The 12246-nt window shown below is 67.7% G+C and carries 11 protein-coding genes; 4 read left to right on the forward strand and 7 right to left on the reverse strand.

From position 1 onward, the window contains the following. Positions 1 to 2: 2 nt before the first annotated feature. Positions 3 to 569 (forward strand): 16S rRNA (guanine(966)-N(2))-methyltransferase RsmD, encoded by a 567-nt coding sequence (rsmD, locus tag FE263_RS15380; RefSeq protein ID WP_138326907.1) that lies wholly within the window; start codon positions 3 to 5, stop codon positions 567 to 569. Between the two features lie 66 nt (positions 570 to 635). Continuing rightward, positions 636 to 2252 carry an alkaline phosphatase family protein gene (locus FE263_RS15385; RefSeq protein WP_138326908.1) on the forward strand — a complete coding sequence of 539 codons (1617 nt, stop codon included), beginning with the start codon at positions 636 to 638 and terminating at the stop codon, positions 2250 to 2252. 46 nt (positions 2253 to 2298) lie between these two features. Here FE263_RS15385 and FE263_RS15390 read toward each other — a convergent pair whose 3' ends face one another. After that, on the reverse strand, positions 2299 to 3120 hold the full coding sequence (locus FE263_RS15390; RefSeq protein WP_240759706.1) for a class I SAM-dependent methyltransferase: 822 nt from the start codon (positions 3118 to 3120) through the stop codon (positions 2299 to 2301). A gap of 64 nt (positions 3121 to 3184) precedes the next feature. Further along, positions 3185 to 4354, reverse strand: coding sequence for a BaiN/RdsA family NAD(P)/FAD-dependent oxidoreductase (locus tag FE263_RS15395; protein WP_138327006.1), 1170 nt, complete (start codon positions 4352 to 4354; stop codon positions 3185 to 3187). Positions 4355 to 4420: 66 nt separating this feature from the next. Here FE263_RS15395 and FE263_RS15400 point away from each other — a divergent pair, with 66 nt between their 5' ends. Continuing rightward, complete coding sequence (locus tag FE263_RS15400) at positions 4421 to 5593, forward strand: fumarylacetoacetate hydrolase family protein (RefSeq protein WP_138326909.1); 1173 nt, start codon at positions 4421 to 4423, stop codon at positions 5591 to 5593. A gap of 7 nt (positions 5594 to 5600) precedes the next feature. Here FE263_RS15400 and FE263_RS15405 read toward each other — a convergent pair whose 3' ends face one another. The 5 genes from FE263_RS15405 to FE263_RS15425 all read right to left on the reverse strand — a co-directional run bounded on the left by FE263_RS15405 (position 5601) and on the right by FE263_RS15425 (position 11064). After that, complete coding sequence (locus FE263_RS15405; RefSeq protein ID WP_205880397.1) at positions 5601 to 6281, reverse strand: esterase family protein; 681 nt, start codon at positions 6279 to 6281, stop codon at positions 5601 to 5603. A gap of 44 nt (positions 6282 to 6325) precedes the next feature. Beyond that, complete coding sequence (locus FE263_RS15410) at positions 6326 to 7291, reverse strand: acetylxylan esterase (protein ID WP_138326911.1); 966 nt, start codon at positions 7289 to 7291, stop codon at positions 6326 to 6328. Positions 7292 to 7434: 143 nt separating this feature from the next. After that, complete coding sequence (locus FE263_RS15415; protein ID WP_138326912.1) at positions 7435 to 8463, reverse strand: substrate-binding domain-containing protein; 1029 nt, start codon at positions 8461 to 8463, stop codon at positions 7435 to 7437. 32 nt (positions 8464 to 8495) lie between these two features. Beyond that, positions 8496 to 9488 (reverse strand): ABC transporter permease, encoded by a 993-nt coding sequence (locus tag FE263_RS15420; RefSeq protein WP_171034129.1) that lies wholly within the window; start codon positions 9486 to 9488, stop codon positions 8496 to 8498. Continuing rightward, a complete protein-coding gene (locus FE263_RS15425) occupies positions 9472 to 11064 on the reverse strand; it encodes a sugar ABC transporter ATP-binding protein (RefSeq protein WP_138326914.1) in 1593 nt (530 codons plus the stop codon). Before FE263_RS15425 ends, FE263_RS15420 begins: the two co-directional genes overlap by 17 nt. Before the next feature lie 126 nt (positions 11065 to 11190). Between FE263_RS15425 and FE263_RS15430 the strand changes: the two genes are divergently transcribed. Beyond that, entirely contained in the window at positions 11191 to 12174 is a 984-nt protein-coding gene (locus tag FE263_RS15430) for a sugar-binding transcriptional regulator (RefSeq protein ID WP_138326915.1), read from the forward strand. Positions 12175 to 12246: the final 72 nt, after the last annotated feature.

Here is a 12246-nt window from a genome sequence, read left to right on the forward strand (position 1 = left end):
GGATGCGTATCGTCGCCGGCGCCTGGCGAGGGCGCATGCTGGAAGCGCCGCGCGGAAGTGCCACCCGGCCGACCGCCGACCGGGTGCGGCAGGCGCTGTTCGACATGCTGGCCCATGCGCGGTGGGCGGAACCGCTCGATGGCTGCCATGTGCTCGATGCGTTCGCCGGCAGCGGCGCTCTCGGGCTGGAGGCGCTGTCGCGCGGGGCCGCGCATGCCTCGTTCTTCGAGACCGATCGCGGCGCCCTTGCGGCCCTGCGCGCCAACATCGCGACCCTCGGTGCGGCGGCGCGCAGCAGCGTGCTCGCGCGTGACGCCACCACGCCGCCGCCGCCGCCGCCGGGTCACGTGCAATGCAGGCTGGTGCTGCTCGATCCGCCCTATGGCCGCGACCTGATCACGCGCAGCCTGCCGGCGCTGATCCGGACCGGCTGGGCCGCATCGGATGCGCTCATCGTCGCGGAGTGTGCACGGCACGATACCGTACCGACGAATACGCTCCTGGCAGAGCGGCAGCACGGGGTAGCCAAGCTCTCGATCTGGCGTGCCACCCTGGACTCTTCGTCATAACATCACACTCAAGGCTCCAGGCCCGAAGGATAATCCCGCCCAGAAAAACACCTGGGGACCGTCGAGATGAACCTGTTCCGCAAGACCTTGCTGGCCAGCGCTGCCTGCGCTGCCCTTGCTGCGGCAGCGCAGGCAGATGCCGCAACGCCCGCCACGTCCTCCGGCTACAAGCATGTGCTGCTGATCAGCGTCGACGGCATGCACGCTGTCGATCTCGCCAACTGGATCCAGGCACACCCGACCGGCAACTTCGCGGCGCTGGCCGGCACCGGCATCGTGTATCCGAACGCCTTCACGACCGCACCGTCGGACAGCTATCCCGGCATGCTGGCGCAGGTCACCGGGGCGACGCCGAAGACCGGCGGCCTGTTCTACGACGACAGCTACGACCGTCGCGAATATCCCTCGGTCAACAGCTACCTGAGCCAGGGCAAGACCGATCCCGGCTGCACCGGCGGCGCCGGCACCGAAGTCACCAACTTCGAAGAGCTGGACAAGACCTATGATTTCGCCACCGCGCTGGTCACCGACTATACCGCTGGCGGAACGCTCGGGAAGGTCTACACCCAGCTCGATCCGAACAACATGCAGCGGCACCTGGTCGGCGGGAAATGCGTCCCGGTCTATCCGCATCAATATGTACGGACCAACACGATCTTCGAGATCATCAAGGCCGCCGGTCTCTACACCGCCTGGTCCGACAAGCACCCGGCCTACGAGGATCTGAGCGGCCCGTCCGGCAAGGGCCTCGACGAGCTGTTCGCGCCGGAGATCAATGCGCAGGATACAATCGACCAGGGGGCCGCCACCGGCGACGACTACACCACCAGCTACACGGGCGTGCGCACCTATGACAGCCTGAAGGTGCAGGCAGTGCTGAACTGGATCGACGGGCTGAACAGCACCGGCACCGCAAAACTGGCCGGCGCACCGGCGATCTTCGGCATGAATTTCCAGGCGGTCAGCGTGGGCCAGAAGCTCGCCCGCGCGGGAGACGCCGACGTCCAGACGCCGACCCTGACCGGCGGCTACCTGGACAGCAACGCGACCCCCGGCACCGCGCTCACCGTGCAGCTGCAATTCGTCGATGATGCACTCGGCAGGTTCCGGCAGGAGCTGACCAGGCAGGGACTGGACAAGTCCACCCTGGTCATCGTCAGCGCCAAGCATGGCCAGTCGCCGATCGATTTGAAGGATCGCGTCGCGATCAGCGATGCGCCGTTCCAGGCGGTTCCGGGCTATGGCAGCCACGGCTTCGAGATCTGCGACGACGAAGGCCTCGTCTGGCTCGACCCATCGCTGCAGAAGGCAAACTATTCCGCCGCGAAGTCCTATCTGCTGGCGCATTCCGCGCAGCTGCATATCGCCGAACTGCTGGACCGGACCTCGCTGACCGCGCTCTACGGCGACCCGTTCAAGAACAGCCGGGTGCCCGACTTCATCGCAGTCACCGACCACGGCGTGATCTGCACCGGCGGCAGCAAGCTTGCCGAGCATGGCGGCTTCTCGGACGACGACCGCAATGTCGCGCTGCTGCTGTCCGCCCCGGACATCAAGCCTCAGATCGTGGAGGCGCTGACCAACACGACGCAGATCGCACCGACCATCCTTGCGGCCCTTGGCCTCGATCCGAACAAGCTCGAGGCCGTCCGTGCCGAGGGGACGCAGGTGCTGTCGCGCTGATCAGCGATCCTCCGGCCCAGCCGCGTATCCTCGGCCAGGAACCGGTTCAGCCGCCGATCTTCCTGAACTTCAGGACGAAATTATCGGCTTCCCCGATCGCCTGGTATTTCGCGCGATCGACCTGCCCCATCGCCAGCACCGGGGGCAGCGTCCAGACGCCTTTCGGCCAGTCCGCGGTGTCGCGCGGATTGGCGTCGACCTCGGAACTGCCGACCAGCTTGAACCCGGCCTTCTCGATCAGGGCCGTCGCATAATCCTGCCGCACATAGCCGCTTTCGGCCTGCGGATCCTGCGGCGTGCGGGTGTTGCCGCGATGCTCCTCGATGCCGAGCACGCCGCCGGGCTTCAGGGCACGATGGATTGCCGCGAGCAGTTTCGGGGCGTCGCCGGCGGCCATCCAGTTGTGCAGGTTGCGGAAGGTCAGCACGAAGTCGGCGCTGCCGGGCGGCGCCAGCTCGGGATGATGCGCGCCGAACACGGTCGGCTTCACCCGGCCGTAGATTTCCGGATGCTGGTCGAGCATCTGCCGGAATGCCGGCGACATCGCGAAATGCGCCTCGTCCTTGTCCCCGTCCGGACCGCCGAAGGCCGCGTAGTAGGTGCCGTGCGCGTAAAGCGCCGGCGCCAGGATCTGCGTCCAGTAGCCGCCGCCCGGCCAGATCTCCACCACCGTCGAGCGCGGCCGCACGCCGAAGAAGGCGAGTTCCTGCACCGGATGGCGTGCGGCATCGCGCGCCTTGAACTTGTCGGTGCGTGTCGGTGCGTCCACCGCGTGCTGCAGGAAGCTGTCCGATTGCGGGGCGGCGACCGCCTGATGGGTAAGACAGGCGACCGCGCAGGCCGCCATCAGGATGTATTTCCGCATCATCGCCGTCTCCGCCATCGATCGGATTTCTATACGCGCCCGGCAGGGTGGAGGCCACCGACCGCCCCTATGCCGCCTCGCCGGCGACCCAGCCGCTCGCCCAGGCCCACTGGAAATTATAGCCGCCGAGCCAGCCGGTGACGTCGACCGCCTCGCCGATGGCGAACAGGCCGGGCACCGTGGTGGACTCCATGGTGCGCGACGACAGGCCGGTGGTGTCGATGCCGCCGCCGGTCACCTCCGCCTTGGCATAGCCCTCGGTGCCGCTCGGGGTCAGCCGCCACCCGCCGAGCAGGTCGCCGAGCTGACGCAGCGGACGGTCGGGGATGTTGCCGATCTCCTGCGACGGCAAGTGGCGCTCGGCGAGCGCCTGCGCCAGCCGCGTCGGCAGCAGCTCGCCGAGCACCGTGCGCGCCTCGGCCCGCGGACGCGCCCGCTTGCGTTCCAGCAGCAGGCGGGTGGCGTCCGGCAGCAGTTCGAGAGCGATCGGCTCGCCCTCGCGCCAATAGGACGAGATCTGCAGGATGGCCGGGCCGGACAGGCCGCGATGGGTGAACAGCAGCGCCTCCTTGAAGCGGGTGCGGCCGTACGTCGCCGCCACCGGCAGCGCAACGCCGCTGAGCGCGTGCATGACCGCCCCGTCCTCGCCGCCGAAGGTCAGCGGCACCAGCGCCGGGCGGATCGGCGTCAGGGCGAGGTCGAACCGCGCCGCCACCTCGTGCGCGAACCCGGTGGCGCCCATCTTCGGGATCGACAGGCCGCCGGTGGCCAGCACCAGCGAACTTGCGGTCACGCTGCCGGTAGCGGTCTCGATGCGGAACCGGTCGCTGCGGCCGATATCGGTGACCGGGCAGTTGCAGCGCAGCGTGACGCCCGCCGCCTCGCACTCGGCCAGCAGCATCGCCACCACCTGCCGCGCCGAGCCGTCGCAGAACAGCTGCCCGAGTGTCTTCTCGTGCCAGGCGATGCCGTGCCGCTGCAGCAGGGCGATGAAATCCTCCGGGCGGTAGCGGGCCAGCGCCGAGCGGGCGAAATGCCGGTTGCCGGAGAGGAAATTCTCCGCCCGCACCTCCCGGTTGGTGAAGTTGCAGCGCCCGCCGCCGGAGATCAGGATCTTTTTCCCAGGGCTGTCGGCATGGTCGAGCACCAGGACCCTGCGTCCACGCCGGCCGGCACTGATCGCGCACATCAACCCGGCGGCGCCGGCGCCGATGATCACGACGTCGAAGGCTTCCATCATCGTCCCAAGCTGCCAGTATCCCGCCCCGACATCATCCCCCGGTCGGCCGGGCCCGGAGACATCATGACACCGCACGATATCCTGCCGCGCGATTTCCGCCATGCCAGCCTGCTCGGGCGGCTGTTCGATCCATCCCTCGGCGGTCCATGCCTGGTGCAGCTCCGTGGCGACGTGCTGGTCGATGTCACCGAGGCCGGCCCCACGGTGTCCGACCTGCTGGAGCACGCCGATCCGGCGGCCCGGATCGCCGCCGTCCAGGCCGTGCGGTCTTATCCGCTGGCCGAGGTGATCGCCGACAGCCTGGCCCGGCGCGCCGACCGGCCGCATCTGCTGGCGCCGTGCGACCTGCAGGCGGTGAAGGCCTGCGGCGTGACCTTCGCGCGCTCCATGCTGGAACGCGTCATCGAGGAGCGCGCCAAGGGCGACTATCGCGAGGCGGCCGCCATACGCGAGAAGGTGAGTGCGGCCATCGGCGGGGCGCTGGGCGAGGTCAAGGCGGGCTCAACGGAAGCGGCTCGGGTCAAGCAGGTGCTGATCGAGGGCGGCTACTGGTCGCAGTATCTCGAGGTCGGCATCGGTCCGGACGCGGAAGTGTTCACCAAGGCGCCGGTGCTGTCCTCGGTCGGGTTCGGCGCCGAGATCGGCGTGCTGCGCGCCTCGTCGTGGAACAACCCGGAACCGGAAGTGGTGCTGGCCGTGAATTCCCGCGGTGAGGTGCGCGGGGCGACGCTGGGCAACGACGTCAACCTGCGCGACATCGAGGGCCGCAGCGCGCTGCTGCTCGGCAAGGCGAAGGACAACAATGCGTCCTGCGCGATCGGCCCGTTCATCCGGCTGTTCGATGCGGCCTTCGGCATCGACGACGTGCGCCGGCTGGAGCTGGAGCTGACGGTGACCGGGCGCGACGATGGCTATGCCCTGAACGGCAGCAGCTCGATGCGCGAGATTAGCCGCGATCCGCTCGACCTAGTTTCGCAGTCATTGGGCCGGCATCACCAGTATCCAGACGGCATGGTGCTGTTCCTCGGCACCCTGTTCGCGCCGACGCAGGACCGCGACCATCCCGGACAGGGCTTCACCCACAAGCAGGGCGACCGCGTCGAGATCGCGGCACATACACTCGGGCGGTTGGTCAATGTGGTTACCTACAGCGACGAGGCGCCGATATGGGATTTCGGCATCGGCGCGTTGATGCGCAACCTTGCAACGCGGGGGTTGCTACAGGATCAAGCGTAGCGACGGCTCAGACGTACAGCGCCGCCATCTGCCGCCAGGCGGCGGCGCGATGGGCGCGGCCGTCCCAGCAGTGCAGCTGGTGTCCGACGCCCTTCTCGCCCAGCAGGCGACTGAAGTGGCGGTTGTTGTCGAGGAACGGGTCCTCCTTGCCGATGGTCAGGACGATGTCGAGCCGGCGCAGATGCTCCAGCCGCCATCCGCAGGCAAGGCCGGGCAGGAAGTGCGTCGGCGTGTGGAAATAGATGTCCTCGGCATAGTAGCCGCCGAACAGATCGTCGAAATGCTCGACCCGCATCGTCAGGTCGTAACGTCCGGAAAACGCGACCAGCTTGCGGAACAGATGCGGATGCCGGAAGGCGAGGCTGGCTGCCTGGAAGGCGCCAAGGCTGCATCCCATCGCGATGGTGCAGTCGTTCCAGTTCAGCCGCGCCATCAGCGGCATCACCTCGTTGAGGATATACTCCTCGTAGGCGACATGGCGTCGTATGCGGTCGGACGGATGGCTGGCGTCGTTATAGAAGGTCTCCCGCGCCAGGCCCTCGATGCACCAGAGTTGCAGGTGCCCGGCCTCGATCTTGTCCGCGAGGCTCGCGACCACGCCGAGCTTCTCGTATTCCCAGAAATGCCCGTCCCTCGTCGGGAACATCAGCACCTTCGCTCCGGCATGGCCGAAGACCAGCAGCTCCATGTCCCGATGCAGTCGGGGACTGTGCCAGCGATGATAGTCGCGCCTCATCTCACCCGGAATAGATGCCTGACCCGCTCCGACAGCAGCGCCTGCTGCTCCGTCATTCCAGGGTAGTCGAAGTGGCCGGCATCGAGCGTAAAGGTTTCATGATGCCTGGCGCCCGAAGCCGCATTGGCCACCGAGAACTGGCAAGGCGGCGCCACGGCCGGATCGAAACGGGCCACCGCGAACAGCATTTGTATCTCGATCCTGGTCGCCGCCGTCGCGGAGTCGAACAGGCGCAGCATCTCCCGCACCTCGGGATGGGTCTTCCGGTAGGCCTGCACCGACGCCCCGCTGCCGACGGTCGGCAGGCTCAGCCAGACCGGCATGTTGCCGAAGGTCGGCACCACCAGGTGGCCGCAATCGATACGGCGGTCGAATGCGATCCCTATTGCCCCGATGCCGCCACCGAAGCTGATGCCGCTATAGCCGATGCGGCCGTCGAGGCCAGGATGCAGCCCGGCCAGCACCGAGACCGCGACCCAGAGATCCTCGACGCAGCCGCCGAGGATGTAGCGGTCGGGATCGTCGATATCGTGCAGGACGTGCCAGTACGGCTCGCTTGAGATCGCTGCGCAGGCGCTGCGCGAGATGCCCCGGAAGCAGGGAAACAGCACCGCCGTGTCCTCGACCGGGATGTCGAAATCCGGCTGCTCGCGGCCACCATAGCCATGCCCGACCACCAGGCCACGCTTCACCACACCCGATCGCGGCAGCAGCAGCCAGCCGCCGATCAAAAAGCCGCCGGTCGAGCGGAAGGCGATGTCGTGCACCTGCCAGTCCGGATGGGTGGATGCGCTCGTAGTCAGCACCGGCTGCGGATCGACGGCGAGCGCCCGGGCGTAGCGCGCCTGCCAGAAGGCATCGAAGCCGGGCGGCGGCGGCGGCGGACGCATGGCGCGAAGCTCGGCGAGCCCGTAGCCGTAGGTCGGGTCGAAAGCGAACGGGTGATCGGTGGGGATGCTCATGCGGTTCCAGTGCGGGGACGCGATCGGAGGCGGTCGCTGTCGCCAATACGACCGCCTGCATGATTCTGGAACCCAGGACACTGAACGCGGTTCGACGCCGCCCGCCCGAAGGCCGGCGACGTCGAACGCCTGGGTGAACGGTCCTACTGGTCGGCGTAGGTGCCGGCGGCGAGGTTCTTCTTGATCAGCGCCGGCAGGTCCTGGGTGAACTTGTCCGGATGCACATACATCTGGTCGTAGTAGTGGCCGACATTGTCCTTGGTGATCTGCGGCATGATGAACATGGCGAGCTTCGGCACCTGGCGGCCCTGCACCTGGTCGATCGCCACCTGCATCGCCATGCCGAGTTCCAGCAGCGCGTCCTGCAGGTTGGTCTCGAGCTCGGTGCCGGCGCGCACCGCCCGCATGCCGTCCTTGATGCCGTCGGTGCCGACCACGGGGATCTTGCCGGCCAGGCCCTTCTCGCGCAGCGCCTGGATGGCGCCGATCGCCATGTCGTCGTTCTCGGGAATGAACGCGCTGATCTGGCTGCCGTAGCGCGACAGGAAATCCTGCGCCACGCTGTAGGCTTCGGTGCGCTTCCAGTTCGCCGGCTGGATCGCCAGCAGCTTCACGTCCGGGTTCTTGGCCAGGATGTTCTTGATGCCCTTGGTGCGGTCGATCTCGCCGGACTGCCCGAGCGGACCCTGCAGCACCACCACGCCGCCCTTGTGGCCGATCGCGTCCATCACGTGGATCGCCTCGTTCTCGCCGGCCTTCACGTCATCGGGGCCGACATAGGACACCGCATTCTTCATCACCGCGTCGCTGACGGTCAGGTTGGTGATGATGACCGGAATGCCGGCCGCCTTCGCCGCCTCGACCTGCGGACCGAGCGTGGAGGAATTCACCGCGGCGATGACGATGGCATCGACCTTCTGGTTGATGAACTGCTGGATCTGCGAGATCTGCGTGTTGACGTCCATGTGCGCCGAGCCCCACAGCAGCTTGGCGCCGTTGGCGTCCGCCACCGTCTGGGCGCCCGACTTGCCGAGCGCGATGAACGAGCTCATGTCGTACACGGTGAAGCCGATCACCGGATGCGCCTTGTCGGCCAGCGCGGGCCGGCTCGCCGCCAACCCGAGCGCCGCGGCGCATCCGAGCAGAATTGTTCGCAAAGCAGTCTTGGCCATGTTCGTGATCCCTTTCGGTTCTTGTTCTGTAGTCAGTCTTCGGTGCGGTGCGTGATGCTGTCCACGAACACGGCGCCGATGATGATCAGGCCCTTCACGATGAGCTGGTAGAAGGGTGAGACGTTGATGATGTTGAGCCCGTTATCCAGCACGCCGATGATCAGGAAGCCGAAGATGGTGCCGAGCAGCGAGCCGCGCCCGCCCATCAGACTGATGCCGCCGATCACCGCCGCCGCGATCGCGTTCAGCTCGTAGCCGGTGCCGGTATTGGCGATGCCGGCGGTCGCGCGTGCCGCCAGCAGCACGCCGGCGATTCCGGCAAGCGCGCCGGAGATGGTGTAGACCGCGAATCGCACGCCGGTCAGGCCGACGCCGGCGACCCGGGCCGCATGCGCGTTGCCGCCGACCGCATAGATATGCATGCCGAAGCGGGTGCGCGCGAGTATCACCCACGAGATCGCCACCGCCACGATCATCACCACCACCGGGATCGAGACGCCGCCGATATTGCCGCTCAGCGCCAGGAACTGGTCGGACAGCCCGGAGATCGGCTGGCCGTCGCTGAACACGAAGGCGAGGCCGGAGGCGACCGTCATGTTGCCGAGCGTGGCGACGAACGGCGGCACCTTGGCGAACGCCACCAGCAATCCGTTGAATGCGCCGATCGCAGCCCCCGCCAGGACGCCAAGACCGACGGCCTCGGTACAGGTCAGCGCGCCGTCGTTCTGCGCGAACAGGGCGGCGGTCACGCCGGCGAGGCCGACGATGCTGCCGACCGAAAGGTCGATACCGCCAGTCAGGATCACGAAGGTTGCCCCGGTCGCGAGCAGCGCGTTGGCCGCGACCTGGATCAGGATGACGTTCATGTTCGAGACGGTCAGGAACGACCGGTTCGAGATGGCCAGCGTGACGAGAAAGATCGCCAGGATGATGACCAGCGAGTAGCGCAGCGCGAAGCGGCCGATCCGCCGCGCATCGAGGCGCTGCGGCGGCGCGAAGGCGACGGTTTCAGTGGTGTGCGACATCGACCGTATCCTTGGAATGCGCATCATCCGTCGTGCGGCCCATGGCGAGGCGCAGGATGGTTTCCTGGTCGAGCTCGTCGCGGCCAAGCTCGCCCATGATGCCGCCGCCGCGCATGACCAGCACGCGGTGGCTGAGATTGATCAGTTCCGGCATGTCGGACGAAGCCAGCAGGATGGCGACGCCCTGCGCGGCAAGGTCGTTGATCAGCCGATACAGCTCGCTGCGCGCGCCGACGTCGATGCCGCGCGTCGGCTCGTCGAGGATCAGCACCTTCGGCCGTTCGGTGACCAGCCAGCGCGCCAGGGCCACCTTCTGCTGGTTGCCGCCGGAGAGATGCCCGACCCGCTGCCCAAGGGTAGCGTACGCCACTCGCGTGCGCTTCAGCACATCCAGCGAGCGCTCGCGCCGGGCGCCGTTGTCGATGAAGCCGGCCGCGCCGGTAAAGCTGTCGAGGTGCGGCAGGGTGAGGTTGTCCATGATCGATAGCGACGTCAGCACGCCGGCCAGCTTGCGGTCCTCCGGCACCATGGCGATGCCGCGCCGGATGGAATTTCGCATATGTCCCAGCGGCAGCGCCTCGCCGTTGAGGGTGACGCTGCCGGTCGCCGGACGCAGGCCGTAGATCGCCTCCAGCATCTCGCTGCGTCCGGCGCCGACCAGGCCGCCGAAACCGAGTATCTCGCCGGCATGCAGGGTGAACGAGACCGGGTTGTCGTAGCCCGACACACGCAGGTCGCGCACCTCAAGCACCGGCTCGTGGGTGCCGGCACCGAGCATGCGGTCGGGAAACAGCTCGGTGATTTCGCGGCCGACCATGTCGGCGATGATCTGCCGCTCGGTCAGCTCGCGGGTTGGCTTGTGGTTGATGATGGCGCCGTCACGCATGATCGCCACGGTGTCGGAGATTGCCTCGATCTCCTCCATCCGATGGCTGGTATAGAGGATGCACGCGCCACGGCCACGCAGCATCGCGATCACCCGGAACAGCTGCTCGGTCTCGCGTGACGACAGCGCCGACGACGGCTCGTCCATCAGCACGATGCGGCTGTCCCACGAGGTCGCCTTCAGCAGCTCGACCATCTGCGTCGCGGCCACGCCGAGCGTGTGCATGGTGACGGTCGGGTCGATATCGAGCCCGACGCCCTCCAGCATGGTCCGCGCCTGCTCGATCATCGCGCGCCGCCTGACCAGGCCGAACAGCCCGGTGGTCTCGTGCCCGATCAGCAGGTTCTGCCAAAGGCGCATCTCCGGGATCGGCGCCAGTTCCTGCGGGATGATCGACACCCCCCGTGCCTGCGCGAGCTTCGGATCGAACCGGCGGACCCGCTCGCCCTCCAGCCACAATTCGCCGCCATCCGGCGTGAGCTGGCCGGAGATCAGTTTGAACAGGGTCGATTTGCCGGCGCCGTTCTCGCCGGCCAGCACGTTGACGCTGCCCGGCATGAAGCTGACCGAAACGCCGCGCAGCACCGGGACGCCGTCGAAGCCCTTCGACAACGACCGGCACTCGATAGCCGGCCGGCCGATGCTTGCGCTACCATCGGTGGTCGCGGGTCGGCCGGATGCGTCTGACATGAAGCCCGTCTCCCCTCCTGCCGAATTGCTCTCGCCGGCTTCGGACGGGACGCTATCGCTGCGGGCTTACAAATGTCAAACTGCTCTGAACAACGACAATAATGTTGCGGCAGGGGTGGATCGGGGATGGGAGGTCGGCGGCACGGGGCCGTCCAGGAACGGCGGGTTCCGGTTGAGTTCGGTGGCGATCCGGTGGTCTGGTCGGCATGGCTCTACTACGAGGAAGGCCTCACCCAGAACGACATCGCACAGCGGCTCGGCATCTCGCGCGCCAGCGTCAACAACCTGCTGCAGACCGCACGCGATACCGGCGTGGTGACCATCGCGGTGGCGCCGCGGCACCTGCAGACGGTCGAGCTGTCACAGGCGGTGACGGCCCGCTACGGCATCGCGGAGTGCCTGGTGGTGCCGGGCGTCGACGGGCGCCGCACACTGCATGAGCGGATCGGCCATGCCGGCGCGCGCCTGCTCGCCGGGCAGTTGCGCCCCGACGACGTGCTCGGCGTGGCGTGGGGGCGCACCGTCTCCGCCTTGGCGGAAGCGATGCCGCAGGTGGACCGGCCCGGCATGTCGGTGGTGCAGGTGATGGGCAGCGCGGTCGGCAGCGAGCGCTTCACCGCAGAACTCTGCACCTCGACCCTTGCCGGCCGGGTTCGTGGCCGCTGCATCTACCTGCACGCGCCGGGCATCGTGTCGCGCCCCGAGGTGAAGGCGGTGCTGATGGCGGAACCGGCCCTGATCGAACAGTTCCGCATCATCGCAGCCTGCAACAGGATCGTCTTCGGCGTCGGCAGCATGCAGAGCATCAGCATCGCCTCCGATGGCGGCTACCTGCTCACCGCCCGTGAAGCCAATCCCGCGATCGCGCGGGGCGCCGTCGCCAGCCTGGCAGGCCGCTTCATCGACGCCAAGGGGCGGCTGGTCCCGTGCAGCTTCGACGACCGGCTGATCGGCATCACCCCGGACGCGATCCGCGCCGTCCCGGACCGGCTCTGCGTCGCTGCCGGGCCGGACAAGGTGCTGCCGATCCGGGCGGTGCTGGCGGGCGGCTACATCACCAGCCTGGTCACCGACGAAGCCACCGCGCAAGCGCTGCTGTCCCAGCCGTGAGCGGTTGCCGGCCTTCCGGATGGCCAGGCGGCGGGCTAGCATTCGGCAACCGCCCAGAGAGGCCGTAGGGAG

Source organism: Lichenicoccus roseus, assembly GCF_005844085.1.
Lineage (GTDB): Bacteria > Pseudomonadota > Alphaproteobacteria > Acetobacterales > Acetobacteraceae > Lichenicoccus > Lichenicoccus roseus.